The organism is Maribacter sp. (assembly GCF_039974175.1).
Classification (GTDB): domain Bacteria; phylum Bacteroidota; class Bacteroidia; order Flavobacteriales; family Flavobacteriaceae; genus Maribacter_C.
In genome coordinates this window covers 336,149-361,609 of sequence record NZ_JBDWJN010000003.1, presented here as the reverse complement: position 1 = coordinate 361,609, position 25,461 = coordinate 336,149, and the positions used below count along the sequence as shown (strand labels likewise).

The following is a 25,461-nucleotide window of genomic DNA, read 5'->3' as shown; positions in this document are numbered from 1 at the left end:
TGTCCATGATTTTGTTATTTGATACAAATATAATTTAGACTTATGTCGGATTGTGTCAGGGGTTGTTTTTGATTTAATTTATATGATGAAAAGCAGGAAGTGCTGTGTTTTGTGAAACATATACTGCTTGAAACCTTGAGACTAATTCTGGTTTTGCGTATTGTTTTTTATATTTTCCACCAGTGATTACGTAGTGTTTTTTATCTCCGCAACTCGCGTTTTTGCATATGAATTCATAATAAATATGACTGTCTGAAACCCATGTCAATTGATTATTAGGGTTAAGAAAAGCGTAGTGCGGGTTTTTTAAGGTTATTTTTCCCAAAGAATTGAAGTGATATACGAAGCCTAAAATTAGGATTCGATTCTTTTCTTTTACAATGTAATTCCACCCAAACCCATCACCTGTGAAACATGATTGGAAACCCAAAATTGAAAATCCATCCGCAGCATAAACTTTAAAGTTTCGTACGGGAAGCCAAAGATGATTCACTTTCAATTTTTCCCAATTCCCATGCCATTCACCAGAGAACGTGTTCAAGGCATTGAGGGCAGCCTTGGCTGTAGTAAAAGTACTTTCTGGATTTTTCAATGGATGTCTCAATTTGATGCCTGTCAACAATTCCTTTTTAATTATCTGGTTTACAGATACTTGGTTAACGAATTTAGAAGACTGAAGAAAATTATGGGCTTTGATCAATCCTTCCCAGAATAACCCTCTAAAGTTTTCTTGGCTTATTCCGTATCCTTTCATCGTATCTGAGAAGCCACTCAAACTTTGATAGTCTGAAGACAATAAAGCGTGCAAAACCCTTGGTTTTTTAAGGTGTGGGTACTCCAGACCAATTTGATACGGTGCATATTTCCGGCTCTTTTCCAATTCGGGTAGTGATAAGAAACAGACAACAACAACGATAAAACTGAATAAGTGTATCTTCATAGTAACCATTAGTTGTATTTCTCAACCATAATTCTCAGGTTTTCCAGCTCTTTTGGTAACGCTCTTTTGGTCCTCAAATATGACATCCAGTTTAGAATACGTTTACTTGAATCAACCTGAGCGGTATAAGTTGCAGTACAACTTTGGTTATCAAAGGGTTCAAATGTCCAAGAGCTTTTTGAATGATACAGCTGCAATTTGTTCATAACTTCGGCATATGTAGCTGTTTTTTTGTCGAAGACTTGAATTACCTGTTCAGATCTAAAGGGCAATTTTCCTATGATTTTAAACTCCTTGATTTTAGAACCTCCTACTTTTCGAGAGTATAAATTCCAGGGATGATGATGGTTTTTACTGCGTTTTTCTTCTTGCCATTGATACGCTGTCCATTCCTTATAGTCTCTATGCTTTGCTCGTTCGATGTGATAGACCGAACAACTGCTGATTGAAACGACACCCAGAACGAAAAAGATGTTCCTTAAGAAAAAGCCAGTTTTTGATTTGTACTTTCCTTGTATTTTCATAATGATTATTGATTTAAAGCTTTGTCAGTTCATTATGGCGCAAAGCTAATCGCGCTATATATCTCATTCATTGACCTCGGTTAAGAACGTGTACTTATGGTTGCTCAACTTTTTTGGTGGAAAGAGGTAATTTCCAAGCGGTTATTGTGATCACCAACAACGCAGCACACTTCATAATCATAAAGAAAATATCATCTAAATCTGCAGAGGGTGCAGTGCTAAGAAGTCCGAAGAAAACAATTAGAGCTGCAACCAAGTTGGCCCATTTGTTGGTTTTGTCATTTAGTATTTTAGAAAGTACAACCATAAGTATGGGGATTTCGAGGACGAAACCGAAAACGAGCAAAAGTTCCTCAGCTATTTCTGAGGACAGAATTTTTTCGATATAACTTTTTTTGGCGAGCTCGTGTAGATCTCTAAAAATCATGTTTAAGAGAACGAATATCCATAAGGTTGATAGTAATGATTGCTTTGTAATTTTTAATTTTTCCATTTCTATATATTTTGAAATGCAAAACTGCAATCGTTGCTATTCATTTTCATTGACCTCGGTTAAGAAATCAAGCGAATGAGGATGAAATTGCCAAAATGGCTGGTGAGAAATAGGCTTAGTTCTTATTTGCTATCCCAGATTCTTTTTCGAATTCTGCTCAACGATTCGGGTTGAATTCCCAAATAACTGGCAATCATATATTGGGGTACTCTATTGATGAGGTCAGGCCTGTTTTCTTGGAGTTTCTGATAACGGATTTCTGGTGGAAGGTTTTTAAAACTATCTAGTGATACTTGCCTCTTGGCTGTTATACTATCGCCTATTTTGACAAAAATTGGAACAAATCTTGGGAATGTTTGTAAGAATTTCTGAGTTCTTTCTTCTGTACCCGTTGAAACTATGGAGGGCTCAACACAAGATATGTAATACTTTGAGGGCTCCTTGGTGGAATAGCTAACGGGTGTAATGGGGTCATTTTCGGTATAGAATTCCATAATTTTCTCCTCCCCATCTTCCAAATAATATCTTTTAACACAGCCTTTTAAAATCAGAAAACATTCTTTAGCTATCTGACCTTCTCGCAATAATATGTCACCCTTGTTGTATTCTCGTATAATATCCTCTTTACGTATTATCTCGACTTCTTCTTCACTAAGCGTGATGTATTGAGAGAAATAATTTACTAAGAGATTTTCGGTACTCATTCTAATTCTTGTGGATTAATTTATTAGTTCGTTAACGCCTCTTAAAATTAGTGAAGTTTTATCTTTTGAGAAAAGATACCGCTATGGTATTGAGAAATGGAAATTGGTTAACAAGTGTTTTGCATTTATAAATATGTTCTGACTTACTTCTTGTCTACCCTTTTACCAGCCCACATTGTATATAGATGCCTATTACGAAAGTCAGACGCGCCATTTTTTTGTAAATGATTAATTGCATAGTTACCTTATAATCAATATAAAAAACGAAAGTAAACATTTACATACGTATACAAACATATACAAACGTTTAACATACGAATAGAATTTTAGCAGCATTCTAAGTTTGCAGTGTCGATACATAGGAACTCGACAAAGTAAATTGTTAAACCTGTCTGTGTACTATGGCAGACACTAAATTTTTTTATTATGAACACACTTAGAAATTCAGTACAGTTAATTGGAAACTTAGGTCAAGACCCAGAAATTATTAAGCTCGAAAGTGGTAGCAAACTTGCTAAATTCTCCATTGCAACAACCGACAGTTACCGCAATGCAAATGGTGAAAAAGTAGAAGATACCCAATGGCATAACATAGTTGCTTGGGGCAAAACCGCGGATATCGTTGAGAACTTTTTGGTGAAAGGAAAACAAGTTGCCGTAGAAGGCAAATTAATTCATCGTTCTTACGAAAATAAGGAAGGAGAAAAACGTTACATCTCAGAAATAAAATGCAATGAACTTTTGATGTTAGGCAAGTAAATTTTATTGAAGTTCAAAATTTGGAGGTCACAATTTGTGACCTCCAATAGCTTTAATAATAGAAAAGTAAACTAACTTTACTCATGCCCGCTATGGACTTCAAAGAACGACTTTTACCACTTCTCAAAACCCATTTTGGCTATGATGATTTCCGACCGAATCAATTGGAAGTCATTACCGACCTGTTAGATAAAAAAGACGTTCTGGCTATCATGCCAACTGGTGGAGGCAAGTCTTTGTGTTTTCAATTATCGGCTTTGGCTATGGAAGGAACAGCAATTGTAGTTTCACCTTTAATTGCCTTAATGAAAGACCAAGTTGATGTTTTACAAGCCAACGGAATTGCCGCGGCCTATTATAACAGTTCTCAACCTCAAGAGGTTCAACACGACATCTTTCATCAGCTACAGAATGGCGAGCTAAAATTGATTTATGTAGCACCCGAAAGTATTGCGCAGTTCGATACGATTTTAAATGACATTAAAATCAGTCTGTTCGCTATAGATGAAGCCCATTGTATTTCTTCTTGGGGTCATGATTTTCGTCCGGCATATACCCAATTGGGAAGTTTGAAAAATCGATTTCCTAATATCCCAGTGATAGCTTTGACCGCTACTGCTGATAAGGCAACCCAAGATGATATTGTAGATCAACTGTCAATTCTAGATGCCGCAAGGCATTTGGCCTCCTTCAATCGCCCGAATCTCTATTTAGATGTCAGGCCAGGGCAAAACCGTATCAAACAAATATTAAATTTCTTAACATCACGTGCTGACGAAAGCGGTATTATCTATTGTTTGAGTCGAAAGAATACAAATAAACTGGCTGAGAAACTTCGAAATTCTGGTTATGACGCGAAGGCTTATCATGCTGGAATGAGTACCCATGAGCGCACTCAGGTTCAAGAAGATTTCATCAATGACCGCACTACTATTATTTGCGCAACAATCGCCTTTGGGATGGGTATTGACAAAAGTAATGTGCGTTGGGTAATTCATTACAATCTCCCTAAGAATCTAGAAGGCTATTATCAAGAAATTGGACGTGGCGGACGTGATAGTTTACCAGCGCATACTCTTCTTTTTTATAGTTATGCAGACGTCGTTCAATTGCGAAAGTTCATTGCCGAAAGTGAAAATGCGCGAGTGCAATATGCCAAACTGGAGCGAATGCAACAATATGCCGAAGCCTTAAGTTGTAGACGAATAGCCCTGCTTAATTATTTCGGGGAACATATGACCCAATCTTGCGGCAATTGCGATATCTGCAAAGCACCTCCGACTTATTTTGATGCAACTGTTTTGGTGCAAAAAATTTGTTCTGCAGTTGTACGAATGAAGGAGCAAGAACCCATGGGAATGCTTATTGATGTGTTGCGTGGTGCCCAAAATGCCCAGGTCTTTGAAAAAGGACATCAACACATAAAAACCTTCGGTGCGGTAAAAGATGTTTCCTGGCATGATTTACAGCAATATGTTATTCAATTGCTTAACCAGGGTATTTTAGAGATTCATTTCAGGGAAAATAACCGTATTGCCCTCACCCCCTTGGCTAAAGAGATTTTATACCATAAAAAACCAGTACAGTTGGCGATTCTCAATCAAATAGAAAAGCAAAGCGAACGAAAAACTCGAACAACAGGCGATAAAAAAGGACTCTTCGAAAAATTACGCCTACTTCGCTATCAAATTGCGAAGGAACAGGGCATACCTGCCTATGTGGTCTTCGGAGATGCCAGTCTAAAAGATATGGAGGCTAAACAACCAACAACAACTTCAGAATTTGCTGAAATATCGGGAGTAGGGGAGGCCAAACTTGAAAAGTACGCAGATATCTTTCTAAAGGAAATTGCAGCTCATGTAGCGTCAGCAAAACCGAAAATTCCAACCCACGAACAAACTTGGGCCTTATTTAAAAAAGGGCTTTCACCAGCCGATGTGGCAGTGAAGCGCGACTTGACCGAAAACACCATTTACAGTCACTTGATGAAAATGCATGCCCAAGGCGAGGAAATTGACCTTCATGAGCTGGTTACCAACGATGAACTTTCAAAAATTGAGCAGGCCAAAATAAATCTGCCTGAAGCTCAGGGACTAAAAGCTTATTTCGAATACTTCGAAGAGAAAGTTCCGTATTGGAAGATTAAGATTGGGTTGTATTTGTTGGACGACTAATGAGCCGTTTGACTTCGCTCTGACTGACATTATCTCCTGTCAATAACAACTACAGGTTTTCGTCCTAACTTAGACATGCGCAGGCTGTTGATTTCCTTAGCACTGCACAGTTCTATTTTCGGAGAAACTCTAAGTTTCGACCTAAAATGGTCCTTAATTTGCTGCATCAGTTCATGTGAAGCTGAAGAAGAGGCAATTTTAATCAAGATCTCGTCCGTTCCGATTGTATTGTGATAGATTTCGATGACGTAGTTTTCTACTTCTGCAAAGTCGTTTAAAAGATTGTTCAGCGCAGGTGGGTAAAGGGTAGTACCCTTGTATTTGACCATTTGCTTTTTACGCCCTACAACCGGACCTAAGCGCGTGGTATTTCTTCCGCAGGCACAGGCTGCGTTATGAGCCACCACAATGTCTCCCGTTTTAAAACGTAGCAAAGGCATCGCTTCAACCCCCAGGGTTGTAATGACCAATTCTCCGGCTTCGCCTTCCGAAACGGGTTGATGCTCTTCATCTAGAATTTCAACAATAATCAATTCTGGATGTTGGTGTCCACCTTGTTGTTCCGAACATTCTGTGAATGCCGTACTCATCTCTGTAGAAGCGTAGGTGGAATATAATTCGATATCCCATTTTGACCTTATCTTTTGCGCCAAAACGTTTAGTGAAAAATCTTGATCTCTAAGTGATTCGCCAATGCAGATGGCACCTTTTATTCCAGACCTACTTACATCAATAGCATGTGCCTCTGCATACTGAATCAATTTCAATAAGAAAGAAGGCACAACGATGAGGTAGGTAGGTTTGAATTTGAGAATACTATCCCATTGCAATTCTGGAATTCCGGCACCCACTCGAATGATTCCCGCACCCAACTTTCGAACACCCAAAAAGTAGGCGAGCCCTGCCATAAAACGACGGTCCATAGTAGTAGTGAGTTGAAGAATATCGGCCTCTTGAATTCCCGCGCAAGCGAAGGAAATCGCCTCGTTGTAAGCCAGACGGTCCAAATCTTTATCGGTTAGCCCAATGGTAACCGGATCGCCCAAGGTTCCTGAAGTGGTCACAAAATCAATGATTTTCGATTTCGGAACACAGAAGAAATCATCATTGTGCTGTTGCAGGTCTTCTTTGGTAGTAAGAGGTAGTTTGGCCAAGTCTTCTAGGGAAGTAATTTCCGAAGGATCGATTTTATACTTACGAAAAACACGTCGATAATACGAAGAATTATCACATACGTAATTGATAAGCTCCTTAAGTTTAACTTCTTGAAAAGCTTTAATTTCTTGGGGTGTGGCTTTCTCTATCTCTGGAATCATTTACCTAATCTTCTGCTCAATTTCTTAATATGCTTTTCGACTACTTCTCGGTCTGACAACGTAGTTATTTCTTTGGTTTCTGCTTCCCTAAACGCTCGCAAAGCCAACAAATCATAGCCCTTTTCTAGATTATATTGCCCAACGAGATAATGTGACTCCCAAAAATCAGGATTCAAGGCGGTTAGTTGTGAAAGTAGCTTTTGACCTACATACGTCTCTTTTGAAATCGCTTTTTGCACTTCATCACGAAGCATACGATAGCGCTCGTAGTTTTGATATGCCTCCGTTTGTAAAAAAGAGTCTTTGGCGATGTTCAGTTCGCTATTGGCAACCGACTCTGGTTTGCCATTCCGAGCTTTAAAAACCTCCTTTAGATCATAGGCTACAAATTCGCCCATTTGATACGGACTGCTGGAAACCCAAACCAGCAAATCTTCGGGTTGAAACACGATACCGTGATGTGCTAACATTTGGTTTAAGGCTTTTTCGTTGCCATACCCAATTTTGTTCTCGGCCAAACCTTCTCGATTTCGCAATATGTCGACCACTTTTTCGGGAGTGACCTTTTCGGTTTCTGCCAACAACTCCTCCATGCGTTCGTAGCGATATTGCGAGTGACTTTCCAAAATATGATTTTGATTCTTTTTGTCATCGGCATAAGCGGCACTTTGAAAGTGGTTGGAGCAGATGAGTTGATTACTAGCATTGGGTACCTCATATACTCCAAAATTCTTTGGTGATACTTCGATGACTGCCGCTTTTTTGTCCTTTGCGCTTCCCACAAAAATCGACTCTGAAACAAATACCTCTCGCTTTTTGGCAATGGTAATTGCTTCTGCAATTGTAGAAGCATATTGCAAGATTTCACGGGTCACTAAAGAAACGGGAGTTTTGGCGACTAATGGAAATTGCGATTTCCCGGCGTTAATCGTAACAGTCAATCCTTGATCGTTCATACCGGAGACCACGCCGATCATACCTCCCCATGTTACAGACATAAATTTATGACCATCTTCTGGGTCGATAAAGGCAATAATTTTATTCTTTGCGAAATCATCACCAGCGTAAAAATCAAAATTTCGACCGATTAACAGTTTACCGTCCTTACTGTTCTTGCCCCAAGATGCGAACGAGGAGCATCCTACTAAAGCCAAATCTTGCAATGCATGCCCGATATCATGTGCTCCGTGAAAATACAACACCCGCGGATATTCCTCCGCGATATAATCGTAATCGGGAGAAGCGTATTGAGCGATGCCGTAAATTTCCGTTTTGTATTGCTCGTCAATATGCAAATACACTTTGCGATTGAACCAGGCTAAGAATTTCCGAAGAATATTTTGATAAGCTTTGGAAGGCACCAATTCATCAATTTTTTTTAAAAAAACAGCTTCTTGTTGATTGAAGAGTTCTTGGCTCAAGGCACCTTGATACAACCCAAGTTGCATAGGATTACCCTTTACTTGCATTTCCCATAGCCCATGCTTGTTTTTAGTCAAAAAATTAGTTCCAATTGAATAGGTTGAATCGGAGACTTTGTTGCGTTCTGGTAGCGAAACATCATATTTCGTGATATCTGGCCTGTCTTCTAAACCCTTTGATATACCGCAAGAGCTCAGCATTAGGAGTAACCCTAAGAAGCTGATACTGGTACGTACAATTCTTTTTGATATCATATGCCGTATTGTCTACTTGAGGGCTGTCGAAGGAAAACTCACCATAGTATTCCTAGTGCCTCGACCGCGCTGAGCGTGACATTAAATCTTATAAGTTCTTCTCTGTTCGCCTGATGGCCAATTCATCTTTATAGTCTAACCATTTTTGTCCCCAGTACCTGCGGGTAAAATTATCGAAATTACGCATGATTACAACATTCGAAAGCATATTTAAAAATCGTTTGGGACTTCTTGGCAAAGCGCGCAAGGTCATTGAAAAGCCACCGTCTAAGTATTTGATATAGTGCCAATAGCCACTGGGCATATAAAGGGCATCGCCATGTTTCATATTTACTTGCATTCCTTCGGCATATTGAAGGGCGGGATATTTCTCGAAATCAGGGTTATCCATATCTATAGCCTCTAGATTATGAATGGAATACGGAACACGATACAAATATTTCGTCTGCTCGGGAGAAAACAAAGTCACACTTTTGTGACCGTCAAAATGAAAATGCATACTGTCTGGTAAATCAATATCATAATGCATAAATACTTTTGATGCGCCACCCCCAAAGAATAAGGCCGGGAGCTTTTTAAAAAACTTGAGTCCAATATCGGGGTACTCGAAATCATTTCGTAATTCTGGCATTTTTTTTAGTAATTCGTAAAAGAAAATGCGTAGATCTGTGGGTTGTGTCTTTAGTATTTCGATATAGTCGTATAGTTTCATTTCCTTTTTCGGAGCATATACACTCTCTTTGTCCTTTGCAGGTTCGTTATTATATAAGGGAACAATCTGATCTCCAGAACGCTCTTGAATATAATTCAAGTTCCATTTTTCGTAAGCGGGCCAAGACCTGGTTAGGTTCTCAATAAGCACCGGCTTTTGAGGTTTATAATGCTGTTCTATAAAATCTGCCTTTGAAATGTTTTTAACTCGGGCTACGGGAGTGGTTTTAAATCGACTCATGACACTAAATTAAAATTCAAGCGCAAGTATCAAGCGCAAACACAAAATGATATTAGTCTTATTGTTTATAGAGATTTTGCTATTTTTTCATTTGCTGTGATCTTATTCACAAGATATGCTCCTCCTAGTATTTCGGAGCAGGTTACAACGCCACTGATGGTTACGCCTAAAATTCCGTGCATATTCAAACTTTGGCCGGTGAAGAACAAATTTGGAATCTTTGTCCGCGGTGAAATGAACGATAGTAAAGGATTGTTTACGTCTTTCACGTAACCGTACATCGAACCTTGATTGCACCCAATATAATCACGATACGACAAGGGCGTCGATGTATATACGGATTGAATGCATTCACGGATATTTGGAAACTTCTTTTCTAGTTCTTTTAGGAAAACTTCGGTCTTTGCTTTTTTAAATTGCTCGTAGGTTTGACCTCTATCGTTTTTGTTTGCAACGGTATTGAAAGTATCTTCCCATTGAGCGACTTCTTCATAACGCATGTAGGTAATAGCCGTAAGTTGGTCTCCCCATTCATTTTGGTTTTTTCGCACCCCCATAGAAACCATGTAGGTTTCTGGCCAACTTTCTTCTGTGTATTCATGACCTTGCCAAACCCGTGTAGCATCTTTAAAATGATAGTAGTTTTTATTGATATAGGGAAAGCTTTTTGGTTTGAGAACAAGGTGAATGCTAAAGGCCGAAATCGTACTTTCCAAGTCTTGAATACGACTGTTATACGATTTTCTAAAGTGCTCCTCACCTACCATTTTTAGTGTGGTCTTAGGCTCTATATTTGAGATGAAGATATCACCCTTTATCGTTTCTCCTTTTTTGGTAGTAACCGAAGTTATTTTTTTTTCTTCGCATGTAAAATCAATCACTTCCTGATGTTTATAGGCCTCGCCGCCGTTTTCCTTCAGCCTGCGGATAAGTAATTTGGTGATTTGACTTCCTCCATCTGCACAGCGATAGGCACTTTCAATGTAGGAGTTGCACGATAGTGCGTGCACATAAACTGGCGTCTTGTCAGGTTCTCCCGCATACAACAGATTTGAACCGGCTAAAACCGATTGTAACTTTTTGTTTTTGGTAATTGATTCAAGATATGTTTTTGCGGTTTGTTGAAAAATCTCCGCGTTATTTTGATAGGGCTTCCCCACTTCTAGATTGTACAACGGGAACTCCCCACAGATCTCTCTCAGCTTTTTGCAGTAGGAACGAATTGCATCTTCTTCTTCAGGAAATTGAGCCGTCAAACTCTTGGCGAAATTCTCGTATCCCTGAGCATGAGGGTATTCTGTTTCATCATTGTCGAATGTGATAATATCGAAGCCATCTTCGTTAAGCTTTTTAAAATGAAGCCCATCGAGAATGTCGAGATAGTCAAAATAGCGATACAGGTTTTGACCTTTCGAAAGTCCGCCCAAATAATGCACGCCTGTATCAAAAATAGTACGCTCTCGTACGAAGGTCTGTAAGTTGCCGCCGTATTGGTTATTTTTTTCCAATACGCATACACTTTTTCCCTCACGAGCCATAATGTTGGCCGCCACTAGACCGGCCATTCCGCTGCCGATGATGACTATGTCGTAATGGTCTTTCATTTCAGGTGTCATGTCGCTTTAAGATGCTATAATCAACGTTTTGTGTGTCTATGACAAAGCCCTTTGGTATTGCGATTTCCCAAGCTTTGGTTATATTCGATTTGAGCAGTATTAAGATACTAATTTCATCTTTTAGGTAGTTTTCAAACTGATCTGAGTCAAAAAAATTAAGGTTTGCAATAAGTACGTTGGCCCGCTGTTCGAATGCTTTCATTACAGAATCTACAACAGTGATTTTGCTGTATTGGTGCGTCAGGTAATTATTTTTTAGGATAGCCCTTGCGTTCTCATCTTCTAAATAGCTGTAAATTTTTCGGTCAATAGAATCCAGTGCTAAGAGTAAATCGAGCTGACCTTGGTCTTTGGAAAGATGAATGATCTTATCTTTTTCTCCAACCAATTCTAAAATCGTCTTATAAGTGTTTGCCTTGTCTTTTAAATTGGTCTTTACCGTTTTGTATATGTCATCTCCCTTATGCCGGTAATTCTCTAAAAGCAATTTATGCCAGTAAGTCTCGCCTTCTAGTTCCATTCGGAATTTTCGAAACTCTGTTCTGAAATACCTGCCAATTTGTTTCGGACGCTCGCTATAGGAAGCCCCAAATGATGGGTCTCCGGCTTTGATTCTGGGCAACAATTCAAGGGTAAAATCACCATCGCGAATGATAAAACTGTTTTTGGGTGAAACTTCAGAACCTCCGTGAATCATAACAGGAAGTATATCCAATTCCAATTTTTCAGCCAAATAAAAAGCCCCCTTGTGAAAACGATTTATTTTATTACTAGTAGAACGGGCACCTTCTGGAAAAGCAATGATAGAGAACCCTTGATCTACTTTGTGTTTTAAGAATGTTTCTCCGTTTTCGATACCTCCCGAAACTGGATAAGCCCCGTGTAATTTGGCCGCACTTCCTATAGTTTTCGAATTATAGACGTGGTCTTTTACCAAATAGATGAGTTTTGGATGCAGCATGCCCATAGCCAAAATATCTAAGAAAGAAGTATGGTTTGCAATAAGCATTGCTGGCTTTTCAAAGGTCTCCTTATGTGGATTTCGTATTTTTTTTGTAACGAAAGGATTGGTATAGAGTACCGATTTCATGAATTTCGAAGTCACTTTGTGGAGTGTCAGCTGTTTTTTTAAATAGGCTTTCGGGTTCCATTTCAGAACGATCCAACTATAGAGCGAAAGCAATAAACCTCCTAAATCAAAATAGCCAAATGACAAGAGCGATAAGACAAGTACTCTTAGAGAAATAGGTCTTTTAGTAGTGCCTCCAACAAACAGACGAAACAATAATGGTTGCATGGTAAAGGCAACCAAAACGGCAGAAAGAATGCCTATGAGAGAAACAACGGAAATGGTATATAGCACTGGATGCTTAGCAAACACCAACGCCCCAATGCCCAGAATTGTTGTAATTACAGATAGAATAATTGATGTACGATGTGTTGAAAGTGCCTTTACGCCAGTTCGGTATTCAGCGAGCAGTCCATTGGTAATGAAAATGCAATAGTCAATACCTACACCGAAAATAAAACTACAGATAATAATATTAAAAATATTGAACTCTATATTGAGAAGACCCATTATGCCAATGGTCAACAGCCAGGTCAGGAAGATGGGAATGACTGTGATCAAAGTCAATGACAGACTTCTATAAAAAAGCAACAGAATTAAGATAACCACTAAAAGCGAATAGCTAATAAGCTTATTAAAGTCCTTTTTTAGGTTGCCCAGAAACGATTCATTGACCTGCTTGCGATTGATTAAAAGGGTCTGTGGTGTATTGGCAAAAACCGCTTTCACTTTTTCGAAGTTTTCATCTTTCACTTTTATTAAGGAAGTTATTGTAGTGGAAGTAGCATCGGCAACTATAAAATCATCCAAGGCGAATGAAGAAACTACATCAAATTCTGAAATTTTAAGCGGTTTGAAATCAGCTTCCAGAAGCGCATAGAATTCGTCAAAGGTATTTTCTTTAAAACCGAATGCGGTTCCGCTTTCGATTAGATTTTGTTTCGTTCTTTGAATCATATCAGTGCTCCAAAAGGAATTCCATTTGTTGATTTTTGCACGTTGTTCATTGTCTGAACGCACTAAGGCACCAATAGAGTTATAGCTCACGATTTCACCCTTGGCCTTTAACTTCTGCAGTTGTAAGAAAAGTGAATCGTTACGTTGTAAAACGGCTTCACGATTTTCACCATAGGTAGATAAATAAATTGATTTCGATCCGATATCCGTCAATTTTTCCAAGCGTTCTCTGGCAGCGATTAAGATTTCTGACTCATAGTTCAGTTGGGCAATATCTTGATTGAAGACAACGGTTCGGTAGGTAAAAAGACTGCCAACAAGTAGTACTGCCAAACCACCGATAGCCCATTTGTTTTTATGTAGGTCATAACTTGCAATGCGGTCTAAGATGGTGTTTTTTGAGCTCCTTTTTGCTGTGGTCTTATACACTTGCGGAATAAAAACAAGCGCGAATATGGAAGCTCCGAAAACACTTGTTGCCGCAAATATGCCTAAATCTTGTAAGGCTTGAGACTCGAGAAACAATAGGCATAAAAAAGCCGATGCCGTCGTCAAACTGCTCATTACTATAGAAGGTGCAATATCTTGGTAAAGACTTTTTAAAGAATTTCCGTTTCGAATATGCGTTAGAATGTGGAGAGAATAATCCAAGGTGATTCCCAATAAAACAGAACCAATACCCAGCGAGATTGCTGAAATCTTGGTTCGGAAGATATACAGAAAGGCAATCGCCAGTAAACCACCAAAAATAGTTGGTGAAAATAAGATCAGGGGGGTGGTCCACTTTCGGTAAAAGAAGATCAAAATAACGAGTAGTAATGTCAAGGCGATACTTACTGTAAGCTGAATATCACGCTTAATCTGCGCAGCATTCGCTGCTGCGACTAGGGCCGTACCAAAATACTCACTCTTGATTTTTCCTTCATATGAAGCATTTAATACATCTTGTAGTTCATATAGTTTTTCGGCTAAAGCGGTATTTTTGTCGGTTTCCCTTGAACCATGGGTTGGGGTAAGAAAGAGTAGAATATGCTGCTCCTTTTTATCCAAAAGAAATCCGTTTTTGAGTTTGAAGTCATCGCCAATACCTAGTTGTTGCAATTTTTTAAGTGCTATAAAAGAAATGCCTAAGGGGTCCTTTCGGATTGTATTTTTGGTGATGATGCTTGATGGTGAAATTAAATTGCGATAATTCTGAGCGGTAATTTTAGCGATACTATCTTCGGATAGTTTTCGCTGAATTTGAGCATAATCAAGAGGGTCTAAAAAAAGGGGCAAATTTTCGTAAACTAGATTTAGGGTATTGGGAAGGTCTTCATCGTTTAATTTTCCCTGTACGTTTTTGATGTAGGTTTTTTTGGTCTGCTCAAGACTGTCTAAGAATGCACTGGCGTAACTGGTTAAGTCGGTAACTGTGCCTTGACCTTGTCGTCGGATAGTAACGATGATTTTGTCGGTAAAGGCGATGGACTTTAGAACTTTCTGAATTTTTCTCGAATCTTCTGTTGCCGGAATAAGTTTGGTGATGTCGTCGTCAAATTGAATTTTAGAGGCTATACTACCGAGGGCCGCTACGACAAGTGAAAGTATAATGGCGCTTGCCCATCTTTTTTTTTGAATAAATAGGAATGTCTTATACAAGAAATCACCCATTGTTGAGAGCTATTTTTTTTCTATCGAAAACTGTGAGGATAAGGTACCCCAGAAATCCAAAGATAGTGGAAGCTACAATTGACAAGCTTATACTACCGATAATATAGGTTTTAAGATGGGTAATAAAGCCTAAATTATCTACCATTTCATCAACGGTATAAATCAATTCTTCGCCGGTAATAAAAGCTCCCGTTTTTAGGCTTAGATAGAGCACAAATGGGATAAAGGGTGCCAGACTCACATTCGAAAATGCAAATGCTATGACCTTGTTTAACTTTAATAAAACAGCTAGGAAAAGCACTATAATCGTATGAAAACCCCATAAAGGACTTAAACCAATACCTACGCCCAAGGCTATAGAAAGTGCTTTTTTTCTTGGGGAATCACTGCTCTGTAAGAGATCTTCTCGTACAAATCGTCGAAAGCCTTTTTTGCGAAATCTACGGTATAAATCTCTTGGCTTTATCCAAAACAGTGCTACCAGTACAAACCAGGTGTTTAATACGCTAATTCTAGCAAAATCTGGTATTTTTCTAAAGTGTGAAACGCGTTCGGCATCGTCATACGAAATATGTATGGGAAGATTTTTTACCAAGGTTCCACTCCATGCAGCTTTTACAATAACCTCAATTTCAAATTCGAATTTTGGTGTGTACAGCTTTAATTTTTCAATTTCCCGCAAGGGATATAATCGGTAACCACTCTGCGTATCTTTTAGTCGGATACCTGTTTCAAACCAAAACCAAAAATTAGAGAATTTATTACCAAAGCTACTGGAGCCCGGTACGTCATCTTGATTCATATTTCTCGACCCAATATAAATTACGTTTTTGTTTGTTTCGGTTTCTAGAGCATCGAGAAAAATAGGAATGTCCTTTGGAAAGTGTTGTCCGTCAGAATCAATGGTAATGGCAAAATCATAGCCAAGATCGACTGCCTTTTGAAACCCTAGTTTCAAGGCATTACCCTTTCCTTTGTTTTGTGGAAGGTGTATTTGTTCTAGTTCAGCATAGCTTTCTAAAATCAAGGCAGTAGCATCGGTAGCGCCGTCGTTTATAATAATTATATTTTTAGTGTATGCCAGAACGCCATCAATTACTTTGGCTAAGGTCTTGTGATTATTGTAGGTAGGAATTAGTACACAGCATTTCAACTGCTCCATTTGACTCTGGATTCTTGAGGTCTGGGTCGGCACTGGCAATTTGGTTCAAATCCTTAACGATTTAGGACTTTATTCAACTTCAAAGATACGGATTGTAAAACCTAAAACAACTGCTTTTCAGCTTCGCTAAAGACCTTAGAAAGCAGCACATAACCTTTCACAAATTTACGAACGCTCTTGTTTGTAGTGGTTTTATAGTGTTTTAATAGAAATTGTTTGTCTTCTTGAATACTATCTTTATAGCCCACTATTTTGGGGGAGTTTTCTTGAACACCTAAGCGCAAGCAGCGAATTTCTAGATTTTGGGGTTCTGAAGCAATGGCATGTTCCAACAGTTGGGCTCCTTCTTTAAAAAAGGTTTTTTTGTCTTTTATACGCTTGGCAAATTTGGCCTTGAGTGTTGTAACGGCTCCTTTATAGGCAACAAGTACCTTGTTGTCTGTTTTGCTTATAGACGACAGTCCTTGGAAAAGTGTATTGGCTACTACGGCGTCTGAATTTGCTTTCGGATATTCCATCCGCAATTCTTCCAATTCCTGCGAAAGGCAAAAGGGAGAAATGAAAAGAAAAAGGACGCATAACAATCGCATTTACGATACTATTTTGAACGTGATACTTGACTTTAAAGCAATAGTTTGGTCGTAAGAAGTAACATTCTTTACTTTTATAGTGCCACTTTCTCTCGAAATCTTCAAATTCAAATCAATCAGTTCGTTCTCCTCAGGATTGATTTTTGCCATAAACTTTACGTTGGACGCAATGTTTAAAAACAGTGTTTCCCCAGTCGCTTTTTCTGTAATTTCTTTAATCATTTGAATCATACAAACGCCTGGCATCACTGGATTTCCCGGAAAATGACCTTTAAAAACATCGTGTTCTTTGTGAAGCTGAACCTTGGCATTTACTTCCTGGTCATTGCGTTCCATTGATTGTAAAGTATATAAGCCTTCTATCAACATTTACTTAATTTTAAATTTATACCCTAGACCAACCTGAATTACCGAATTTAATTGACTGCCGTCTTCCTCGAATAAATCTCTGTTTCCAAAGAAATCGGTACTAATTGCCCCTTGCTTGTATCTCGCTTCTAAAATAAGGCCAAAACCAAATTCATAGCCGATGCCACCGGTGAACGTAAGATCGACCGGACTGATTTCGAATGCATCATTATTAGATCCGAACAAAATATTTAAGTCGCTACTTACATTAAAATCAAGACCTAGGCCTATGATAAAATGAAAGCCTTTATTTGGGCTAACATAGAATTTATTTACCGCGGTGACGGCAATATAGTTGATGTTTACATCACCGAATTCTGTCGAATTAGAGGTTCCTCCTTGGCGCGAATATAAAATTTCTGGTTGCAGCGCGTAATAGTCGGCCAACGGAATGTTTACGAAGGCACCAATATAAAGATCTTTCTTATCTTCTAGGGTTGTATTGCTCAGGTTTGAATTATTGACGCCAAGTTTAATTCCAGGCCTGGCTTGAGCATTGAGTAAAGAAATACTGCCGAAGAACAAAATTCCAATTAAAAGAATACAGTTTTTCATTTATAGGGCTTTTAGCGCAATGTTAAGCTTAAAGTTTTGATGTGAGATTCGGATTTGTTGTGCAATGTTATCATTTATTTCTGAAAACAAAAAGACAACTTTCTCTTTGCCATTGCCGACGCGAACCACCTTCTTTAGTTTTTCTTCGGTTAAAAAATAATAATATGTTTTATGGTGTAAACTAGCTTGCTGAATAAAGTCGTCGTCTTTTTGAAACGATTTTTCTATGAAAGGATTTTGTGCTACCAAAACCTGAAAGTCATTTTTTAAAACATTAATTAGTATCTTTTTATCCATATCCTTGAGGATATGATTGACTTTGAAATCCTCGCCTTGAAACGAAAAATCAAAAATTTTGTTTCCCAACTCAGTGGTAAAAGCGATTCGGTGATGCTCGTCTCCTAATTTTTTTATGATAAAGATTCCGCCGAAGGAATTCCCGAAAGCTTCAATATTGGCTTTGTAAACATAGTCTTTGGAGGTATCTGAGAAGTAAAGATTTTCAATATTTCGCACTTCACGAACTGTGAATCCGTTTTTCTTTGGATAGGAAGCACAAGAAATAAGAAGCAGCATTAGAATGCTACTGCATAAATACCGCATCAGAAAGAGGTTTGTTCGTAGCACGATTGCTAAAGATAATCTGTGTGTAATCGGCAGAGGGCTCTATCATTTTCACTTCTTGTACCTCGCCCTTATCATTGAATGTAATGTGAAAGGATTGAATGAACTCCGCAAACTGTTTATCTTTCGGATTAAAATGAACCTCGCTATTTTCATCATTCTTAAAGTAAAAAACTTCAAATTCCGATGCATCAAATAAGTCTCCTTTGATGCTTGCGGTTATGAGTTGATTTAACTGTTTGAATATTTTGTTCGAACCCATATCCATATTGCTCTTATTACCATTGTCGTTGATGAACAAGGTTTCATTCTTGAATAACACGGAGTAGGAAAAAGGTTTTACATATTCCCATTTTACCATCGATGGAGACTTGAAAGCCAGTTTCCCTTCAGATTTTATATCGTTTGATAGAAAATCGAGATGTTTATACTGAACAAAATCAGCAGTTATGGTTCTGGTTTCATCGGAAAGTGCCTTTACCGTTGCCTTTAAAGCATTGGCTTCGGAAGTGTTCATTTTGCTTTGGGCATGTACAGCCAAAACCATAAAGAACAAGATATAAACTAATTTACGCATAAGGCTTAATCTGTAAAAGTTGGTCTACCGTGACTGATTCAAGATTTTTCTCCTTCAAAAATAACAATAACTGTTCCAAAACATTTACCGTCTTTTGGCTGGTGTCGTGCAGTAGGATAATATCACCTTTGGAAAGCTTCCTAAGAATACGCTTTAAAATCATCTTTTCGGAACGCGCAGTAGTATCTAAAGAGCGTACATTCCATCCTATGCTGGTTACTTTTAGATGTTTTACGGCCCTTTCAATCATAGGGTTGGTTACGGCAAAAGCCGGACGGTAGAGCAGCATTTCTTTTCCAGTTAAATCTTTTATCAATTGAATGGTGCTACCCATCTCAGAAATCACTTTTTCAGTGCTGAAAAATCCGAATGATTTGGAATGCGAATAGGTATGGTTGCCAAGGAGGTGACCCTCAGCAAGAATGCGTTTCAAAATTTCAGGACGTCTTTCAACCTGTTGCCCTATACAGAAAAATGTAGCCTTGGCATTGTGTTTTTTAAGAAGGTCTAGCACTTTGGGTGTAAATTCTTGATGTGGCCCGTCATCAAAGGTTATGGCCACATGAGGTTGTCGGGTCTTTTTGTTAGCGTGAAGCGATGTTAAATGATAATTCCATCGAATAAAAAAAGAGCCGAATAGAGTCATCAAAAACCAAATGAAGCCAACAAGAACAAATGACCACCAGGAGATGTTAGTAAAGAAACTCGAAATGGCTAAAGCTACCAATACAATTACAGCAGTAGCATTTATGACGTTTCGCCTTAGCATTTGCGAAGCAGCACGAGGCTATGGTTTTCTCCTCGATACTGGTTGTAAATCAAAATGGTCTGCAGCTTTGATGCTTTCAGTTGATTCAATTTTATTACATCTGGAATTGTTTGGGTTTTAAGCACTTTGGCGCTCAGCCAAAAGGCAAAACCCGATGCGGTATCAAATTCGGCCGATAAATGTTTATAATATGCCTGAGGTGTGTCTATAAAAATTCCTGAGCATAAATCATCGTAATATCCGTCAAAGTCAACATCGCCATTATTACCAAGAATAATCAAATCGACAGCTGTTATCGAAGTTTGATTTTCGTTTAGAAAGGATACTATTTTCTTCGTCAGATCTTCTCTCGCTATCGTGTTGTAGCACTCAACCCCAACTAGTTCTCCGTAAGTAGACGCTTGTTTTTCATTGGAAAGTACAAAGAAATGAGAACCTTCTCCCATCACAGAACCTTTGGTATTTGATTTCAGCAAGTTTGAAGAATCTGCTGGTTCAGATTTAATATGACTTATCAGACGGTGTGAATCAACGTGATGTTTGACCATTTCATCAACACCACCTACTAAAATGTTTTTCGCCTCATCATTCTCCAACTGCATTTTGGCATCAATTAGTGTAGATTCAAACGATACTGCCGAATGTACATAGGTAAAATTATAACCTTTGCAACCGATTCCTAAGGCTATCTGCCCTGCAACCGTATTGTGCGAGGATTGAATAAATCGGGTAGGGGTTAAAAACTGTTCGTTGTTGTCGATAATATCACCTACAAATTTTTCTGAGTCACCAATACAGCCTAATCCTGTTCCGACTATGATGGCATCTACATTTGCTATACCTGCTTCTTGCAATGCCGTTTGCGAGCTGACGGTACTCATCTTAATACTTTTTGCCATTCGACGTGCTTGCGCCGGAGGAATATAGGCCTTGTAATCAGGGTCAATTACACTGGCCACTGTGTCGTTATACGGAGTTATTTGATCCAAAAATTCTGAATTGTCAAAAGTCTTTTGAACCGAAACAGAACCTATACTATTGATGTAAACGGCTTTGCTCATGCCTCTTTTGAAATTATTAGGGTTGAACAATTACCACCAAAACCAAATGAATTAGACAGTACATGTTTTATCTCTTTTTCTATGACTTTTGTTTGCGGACGTAAATCGAACTCTTTCATGTGTTTTTTGAGGTTCAGATTTGGATAGATGCGATTGTTTTGCAATGCTAAAACTGAATATACAGCTTCAACGCCTCCGGCAGCAGCAAGAGTATGACCTGTGTATGCTTTTGTCGAACTAAAGTCAGGTACTTTCCCTTCACCAAATATGCGCAACATCGCCCTACCTTCAGAAAGGTCATTGTTGGGTGTGGCTGTACCATGAGCGTTCACATAGTCGATATCTTCAGGTTTCAGGCCGGCTACTTTTAACGCTTTTTCCATAGCCAAAACGGCACCATCTCCATTCTCAGAAGATGCGGTTTGATGAAATGCGTCGTTCGAATTGCCGTAACCTTTTACGTAGGCGAGCACTTCCCTATTTTCGCTTGCGACAATGTTTTCTGATTCTAATACTAAAAACGCAGCGGCTTCTCCTAAATTCAACCCTTTTCTGTTTTCGTCGAAAGGCGTATTGTAGGTGTCGGAAAGAATCATTAAGGTTTTAAATCCGTTGATAGTAAATTTTGAAAGGGCATCGGTGCCACCAACAACCACTCTGTCTAATCGACCCGATTTTATCATTCGCGCCCCTAACATAATTGCGTTAGCCGCTGAAGAACATGCCGTACTTATGGTAGTTACAAAGCTTTCTTGCAATCCAATAGCCTCGGCTATCTTTTTGGTAGAATCACCGGCGTGAAGACCATTGATATGTTGCCAATGGTTTTTGCTATTAAAAAATTCGTAGAAATATTGTTCCGACTTATCCATGCCCCCAACAGTGGTGCTCGAAATCAATCCGGTTTTATAGTCGTTGATATTCGTAATTCCGGCTTTGGCGATAGCTTCGTTTGCGGCGATGATTCCTAAAAGCGGGGAACGGGAATAGCTGTTTTCTTCAAGTTGGAGTTGTGCTTCGAATTCGGAGTTGGTCGTTTTGATTTCACCAACCATAATTTCATTGGCGTGAATGGTATCAATATGCGATATTTTAGAAATACCTGCTTTACTGGAAACAAGAGAATGAAAATTTTCCGGTACATTGTTTCCAATGGCAGAAATAATTCCCATACCCGTAATTGCAACGCCTTTGCTCATTCGTTTGTCGACTGAATTGAATTAAAAAACCCGGTTAAGCGAGTTCTAGTTCAAAAATACGAATATCGAATAGGATTTGGAGGGAAAATTTACAAGAGACATACTGCGGTTTGTAGAATGTTTTGCAAATTTCTGGAAAGCTAATCTATCTACTGCGATGCGCATCGATATAGGCCGACATCGTATCAATAGATTCAAAAATCTTTCTACCTTCTTTAGGATCTGCCAGTTTGATACCGTAGTCTTTATCTAACATTACAATAAGCTCTAAAGCATCTATGGAATCAAGTCCAAGTCCTTCGCCAAAAAGTGGATCTGTATCGGCTATTTCTTCGATAGCAATATCTTCTAAGTTCAATTGCTCAATAATTTTTTCCTTTAGTTCTAATTTCAATTCGCTCATTGGGTCTAGTATAATCGGTTTATTTCGGCTATAGAATGTACAAAAGTACCCTTCTTAGCAACAACGTACAAAAAAGCATCATATTTTTCATTGTCAAAATTTACCCAGCCACAGAGTACTTTTTCCGACTTATTTTCAGCTAACAAACTATTGGCGTAGGTATGTAAAGATTCTGCATTAAACTTATCAAAAACAAAAAAACTATTTTCTGAGTGCAATTGGTGTTTGATGCTGATTTCTCCCAAACAAATATTAGGCAAGGTATAGACAAATACTGCGGGACTTGGATAATTTTTAATTGATTCCTGATGCTTCCTATCGGTATCGAGACTTGCGGCTTTATTAGAAAGTACCAAGCCGATATTTTTTTCGGTCTCATCTTTAAGGAGAACTTCCGCGGTCAAAAAGGCAAGTTTACTTAGATTATCCATCTTAAAAAACTTGGAATAGTCAATTTCAAGATGTTTATAAGCTGCCTTAATAAACTCTGAAAAAGGGGCATCATCACTTTTGTACACGAAGTCTCCATTTAAGGAAATATGATTATTCCTAATATGGCAATACCCTTGTATGTAGTGCTCGTAGTTCAATAGGTATTACTTCTTTTTACAAAGGAACATCGTATGAAATTCTCCTACTTTGTGATCCGCTTCGACGGTCAAGCCCGAAGTTTCAACCAAAGCCTTGAATTCTTCAGAATTGTACATTTTACTATTTCCGTTGGCCAGAGCCGCAAAGTATAAGGAAGTGGCCTCAAGCGTCAATTTTGCACTACCGAATTTCTGACGATCGGTAAAGGTTTCGATAATTATCAACTCGGTTTCGTCATCCATAGCACTGACGGCAACGCCCAATATTTTTTGAATCTCTTCTTTAGAAAAACAATCTAGAAATTGACTCATCCAAATGGTGTCGGCACCAGCCGGTATTTGCGGATTATCAGACAACCAATCAATTTCAGTGCCCGAAATGCGATCTTCAAAACCTTTGTTTTTGGCATTTTCAAGTGCTTTGGAAAGCTGACCAGGCAAATCGAAAATACGAACGACAACATCATCATCATAGCTACAACATAGATTGGCAAACTTCCCTGTGTTACCACCAATATCGAACAGAAGTTTCGGCTTCTTCTTAAAAACGGTTTCCAATGCTTCCTCGAATATTTCATCGGAATAGTAGTGGTCAAAGGCAAACCATGACTTTTGTTCTTTAGGCGTCAATTGCGATAGCCCTTCATAAATAGTGGGCCAATTACCTAATTCCTTTAATCCAGCAGGTTTTCCGGTAGCAATAGATTCTTGCAGATGTGCCAAGCCTTTATAACAAATGTCTTGAGTGAAATTGAGGTTAGCTGAGGTCATTTGATTGTAATTCAAGAAATAACCGATTTTGGTCAACTCATATTTTTGTGCTTCATCCTTGCTAACAATATCAGCACTTTCGGCGATTTCTAATAGTACCCCTAATCCATATTCGCTTACTGAAGTACCTTTCGAAATTTCTTGAATAGTAACCCCGCCCTTGGCATTGTTATCAAAGATAAAATCAAAGATTCCTAAATTTCTTAGTGATACTGTGGTTTGGAAAACAAACGGGGCAAAGGCAATTTTTTGAGCTTGTTGTAATGCATCAAATGCCTTCATTGGTTTTTTTGACATCGTACTTCTCTTGATGAACTCGTTTACGTTTTTTTTGCTGGGCGAATTTAAGAAGTTATTCGCTAACTTTTTTAAAAATGGCTGCGGTATTACAACCTCCAAAGCCAGAAGCGGTTTTTAAAAAGGTTTTGATTTCTTTTGAGGTAGTTTTTTCGATAATATTCAAGGGCTTCGAAACACCTAGTTCTTGAAAACCAAGGGAAGCGTATAGTGTGTTCTCCTTTAGGGAATGCATACCGATAATGGCCTCTAGTAGTCCGGAAGCTCCAAGGGTATGGCCGAAGTATCCTTTTAAACTATTTAGCGGGGTATCTTGCAATCTTGAGCGGTTAAAAGCAATCGCCTCCATCTCGTCATTAAACAAGGTTGCCGTACCGTGAGCCGAAATATAATCGATGTCTTCAGCCCTAAGGGCCGCTTGTTTTAATGCTGAGTTTACACTTCGATGCAAACCTTCTCCTGTTCTTGATGGGCCAGAAATATGGTTCGCATCGTTGCAAGAAGCTTCCCCTGCAAATAGTACTGATTCATCGACTAAATTGCTAGCGTCTTTGGTGACCAAAACACTTGCAGCAACTTCGCCGATATTAATACCGGAACGGGTTTTACAATAAGGGCGACAGGGCATATCGCTAAGGGCTTGAAAGGCATTAAACCCAGATAAAATAAATTCAGTTACCAAATCACCGCCAACAACAAAAACATGGTCAAACGCGCCCTGATTGATAAAACGTTTGGCCACCGCTACGGCTAAAATACCAGAAACACAGGCATTTGACAATACGATGGCATCGGATTGAAAACCGAAAAAGGATTTTATTTTTTCTCCTAAAGCCCCCAGATATGCCCGCTTTTGAGGAAAATCGCTTTCACCTTCTAGGAGGTCGATATTTCCCTTTGTGGTGGAAATGATGAGCCCAACGCGGTCGGTTAATGTCAAATCAGACTTTTGAATGGTATTGGCGAGTGAAACCAAAAGCATTTTTTCAAGTCGTGTATGCCTTTCTTTTGGATGAAGCTCTTGGTATTTTGCTTGAAGCTTCTGCTGTGGAACTAGAGAAGAATAAAAGGGATTTGGCAGAATGTTCTTGTCATGAACTAGTTGTAAGGCAGCAATCTCCTCCCTGATATTTTTGATCGCGGAAGCACTATCAAACCCATAGGAAGAGGTAATATTGTTATGTGAGAGGTAAACCTTACTCATCTAAAAGACCTACTTTTTGCTTCCATTCTCGAAAAAAATCGGGAATCTCAAGAGACATTTCCCCAAAGAGTTCTACAAAAACTTGAACTGTTTCCCCAGTACAAACCACTTCTCCGTCAGGATTCAAAATCTCGTATCTGAAAACCATTTTAGCTGCAGGAGAGTCAACATATGTAGTTTTAATAGTAGCCACATCACCGTATTTTAGCGGTAATTTATGCTCGCAACTTGACCTTACTATGGGCGTGCTAAAGTTGTGTTTCTTTTGGTCTAAATATGAAATACCATGATGCCGGCCAAAAGCTTCGCGGCCATCTTCAAAATACTGAATATAGTTGCCATGCCATACAATGCCCAATGGGTCGGTCTCTGTGAATCGTACCCGAACGTCGCTGGTAAAACTGATTTTCTTTTTCAT

At 38.8% G+C, this 25,461-nt stretch carries 25 protein-coding genes; 2 read left to right on the top strand and 23 right to left on the bottom strand.

The genetic code is table 11. From position 1 onward, the window contains the following. Window positions 1-73 precede the first annotated feature (73 nt). The 4 genes from ABJN95_RS02650 to ABJN95_RS02635 all read right to left on the bottom strand — a co-directional run bounded on the left by ABJN95_RS02650 (window position 74) and on the right by ABJN95_RS02635 (window position 2,661). On the bottom strand, window positions 74-940 hold the full coding sequence (locus tag ABJN95_RS02650; protein WP_348368442.1) for a hypothetical protein: 867 nt from the start codon (window positions 938-940) through the stop codon (window positions 74-76). A gap of 8 nt (window positions 941-948) precedes the next feature. Next, entirely contained in the window at window positions 949-1,464 is a 516-nt protein-coding gene (locus ABJN95_RS02645) for a hypothetical protein (RefSeq protein ID WP_348368441.1), read from the bottom strand. A 94-nt stretch (window positions 1,465-1,558) separates the two neighbouring features. After that, window positions 1,559-1,957, bottom strand: a complete 399-nt coding sequence (locus ABJN95_RS02640; protein WP_348368440.1) for a DUF6326 family protein — start codon at window positions 1,955-1,957, stop codon at window positions 1,559-1,561. A gap of 122 nt (window positions 1,958-2,079) precedes the next feature. Continuing rightward, a complete protein-coding gene (locus ABJN95_RS02635) occupies window positions 2,080-2,661 on the bottom strand; it encodes a Crp/Fnr family transcriptional regulator (protein ID WP_348368439.1) in 582 nt (193 codons plus the stop codon). A gap of 426 nt (window positions 2,662-3,087) precedes the next feature. On the opposite strand from ABJN95_RS02635, the gene ssb reads away from it, so the two are divergent. Beyond that, window positions 3,088-3,420 (top strand): single-stranded DNA-binding protein, encoded by a 333-nt coding sequence (gene ssb, locus ABJN95_RS02630; RefSeq protein WP_348368438.1) that lies wholly within the window; start codon window positions 3,088-3,090, stop codon window positions 3,418-3,420. An 83-nt stretch (window positions 3,421-3,503) separates the two neighbouring features. Next, window positions 3,504-5,594 carry a DNA helicase RecQ gene (gene recQ, locus ABJN95_RS02625; protein ID WP_348368437.1) on the top strand — a complete coding sequence of 697 codons (2,091 nt, stop codon included), beginning with the start codon at window positions 3,504-3,506 and terminating at the stop codon, window positions 5,592-5,594. A gap of 29 nt (window positions 5,595-5,623) precedes the next feature. On the opposite strand, the gene ABJN95_RS02620 is transcribed toward recQ, so the two are convergent. The 19 genes from ABJN95_RS02620 to ABJN95_RS02530 all read right to left on the bottom strand — a co-directional run bounded on the left by ABJN95_RS02620 (window position 5,624) and on the right by ABJN95_RS02530 (window position 25,461). Then, complete coding sequence (locus ABJN95_RS02620) at window positions 5,624-6,910, bottom strand: AMP-binding protein (RefSeq protein WP_348368436.1); 1,287 nt, start codon at window positions 6,908-6,910, stop codon at window positions 5,624-5,626. Then, window positions 6,907-8,586: a C45 family peptidase gene (locus ABJN95_RS02615; RefSeq protein WP_348368435.1), complete on the bottom strand. Its 1,680-nt coding sequence runs from the start codon at window positions 8,584-8,586 to the stop codon at window positions 6,907-6,909. Before ABJN95_RS02615 ends, ABJN95_RS02620 begins: the two co-directional genes overlap by 4 nt. 88 nt (window positions 8,587-8,674) lie before the next feature. Then, a complete protein-coding gene (locus tag ABJN95_RS02610; RefSeq protein ID WP_348368434.1) occupies window positions 8,675-9,538 on the bottom strand; it encodes a cupin-like domain-containing protein in 864 nt (287 codons plus the stop codon). Between the two features lie 65 nt (window positions 9,539-9,603). Further along, window positions 9,604-11,154, bottom strand: coding sequence for an NAD(P)/FAD-dependent oxidoreductase (locus tag ABJN95_RS02605; protein WP_348368433.1), 1,551 nt, complete (start codon window positions 11,152-11,154; stop codon window positions 9,604-9,606). Beyond that, window positions 11,144-14,833: an MMPL family transporter gene (locus ABJN95_RS02600; protein ID WP_348368432.1), complete on the bottom strand. Its 3,690-nt coding sequence runs from the start codon at window positions 14,831-14,833 to the stop codon at window positions 11,144-11,146. Before ABJN95_RS02600 ends, ABJN95_RS02605 begins: the two co-directional genes overlap by 11 nt. Continuing rightward, complete coding sequence (locus tag ABJN95_RS02595) at window positions 14,826-15,995, bottom strand: DUF2062 domain-containing protein (protein ID WP_348368431.1); 1,170 nt, start codon at window positions 15,993-15,995, stop codon at window positions 14,826-14,828. The genes ABJN95_RS02600 and ABJN95_RS02595 overlap by 8 nt, the downstream gene beginning before the upstream one ends. A gap of 101 nt (window positions 15,996-16,096) precedes the next feature. Further along, window positions 16,097-16,585 carry a hypothetical protein gene (locus tag ABJN95_RS02590; protein WP_348368430.1) on the bottom strand — a complete coding sequence of 163 codons (489 nt, stop codon included), beginning with the start codon at window positions 16,583-16,585 and terminating at the stop codon, window positions 16,097-16,099. Next, window positions 16,586-16,954 (bottom strand): 3-hydroxyacyl-ACP dehydratase, encoded by a 369-nt coding sequence (locus ABJN95_RS02585; RefSeq protein ID WP_348368429.1) that lies wholly within the window; start codon window positions 16,952-16,954, stop codon window positions 16,586-16,588. It abuts the gene before it with no gap. Continuing rightward, a complete protein-coding gene (locus ABJN95_RS02580; protein WP_348368428.1) occupies window positions 16,955-17,548 on the bottom strand; it encodes a porin family protein in 594 nt (197 codons plus the stop codon). Then, window positions 17,549-18,151, bottom strand: coding sequence for a hypothetical protein (locus ABJN95_RS02575; RefSeq protein ID WP_348368427.1), 603 nt, complete (start codon window positions 18,149-18,151; stop codon window positions 17,549-17,551). Then, the gene (locus ABJN95_RS02570; protein WP_348368426.1) at window positions 18,132-18,749 is read right to left on the bottom strand and encodes an outer membrane lipoprotein carrier protein LolA; all 618 of its coding nucleotides are present in this window, start codon (window positions 18,747-18,749) and stop codon (window positions 18,132-18,134) included. The genes ABJN95_RS02575 and ABJN95_RS02570 overlap by 20 nt, the downstream gene beginning before the upstream one ends. Continuing rightward, window positions 18,742-19,518 (bottom strand): polysaccharide deacetylase family protein, encoded by a 777-nt coding sequence (locus ABJN95_RS02565; RefSeq protein ID WP_348368425.1) that lies wholly within the window; start codon window positions 19,516-19,518, stop codon window positions 18,742-18,744. Before ABJN95_RS02565 ends, ABJN95_RS02570 begins: the two co-directional genes overlap by 8 nt. Beyond that, the gene (locus ABJN95_RS02560) at window positions 19,512-20,579 is read right to left on the bottom strand and encodes a beta-ketoacyl synthase N-terminal-like domain-containing protein (protein WP_348368424.1); all 1,068 of its coding nucleotides are present in this window, start codon (window positions 20,577-20,579) and stop codon (window positions 19,512-19,514) included. The genes ABJN95_RS02565 and ABJN95_RS02560 overlap by 7 nt, the downstream gene beginning before the upstream one ends. Next, on the bottom strand, window positions 20,576-21,778 hold the full coding sequence (locus ABJN95_RS02555) for a beta-ketoacyl-[acyl-carrier-protein] synthase family protein (protein ID WP_348368423.1): 1,203 nt from the start codon (window positions 21,776-21,778) through the stop codon (window positions 20,576-20,578). The genes ABJN95_RS02560 and ABJN95_RS02555 overlap by 4 nt, the downstream gene beginning before the upstream one ends. Before the next feature lie 145 nt (window positions 21,779-21,923). Further along, the gene (locus tag ABJN95_RS02550; protein ID WP_348368422.1) at window positions 21,924-22,181 is read right to left on the bottom strand and encodes a phosphopantetheine-binding protein; all 258 of its coding nucleotides are present in this window, start codon (window positions 22,179-22,181) and stop codon (window positions 21,924-21,926) included. A 5-nt stretch (window positions 22,182-22,186) separates the two neighbouring features. Next, the gene (locus tag ABJN95_RS02545; RefSeq protein WP_348368421.1) at window positions 22,187-22,771 is read right to left on the bottom strand and encodes a 3-oxoacyl-ACP synthase; all 585 of its coding nucleotides are present in this window, start codon (window positions 22,769-22,771) and stop codon (window positions 22,187-22,189) included. A 6-nt stretch (window positions 22,772-22,777) separates the two neighbouring features. Beyond that, complete coding sequence (locus tag ABJN95_RS02540; RefSeq protein ID WP_348368420.1) at window positions 22,778-23,839, bottom strand: methyltransferase; 1,062 nt, start codon at window positions 23,837-23,839, stop codon at window positions 22,778-22,780. A gap of 55 nt (window positions 23,840-23,894) precedes the next feature. After that, window positions 23,895-25,043, bottom strand: a complete 1,149-nt coding sequence (locus tag ABJN95_RS02535; RefSeq protein WP_348368419.1) for a beta-ketoacyl synthase N-terminal-like domain-containing protein — start codon at window positions 25,041-25,043, stop codon at window positions 23,895-23,897. Next, window positions 25,036-25,461: an acyl-CoA thioesterase gene (locus tag ABJN95_RS02530; protein WP_348368418.1), complete on the bottom strand. Its 426-nt coding sequence runs from the start codon at window positions 25,459-25,461 to the stop codon at window positions 25,036-25,038. The genes ABJN95_RS02535 and ABJN95_RS02530 overlap by 8 nt, the downstream gene beginning before the upstream one ends.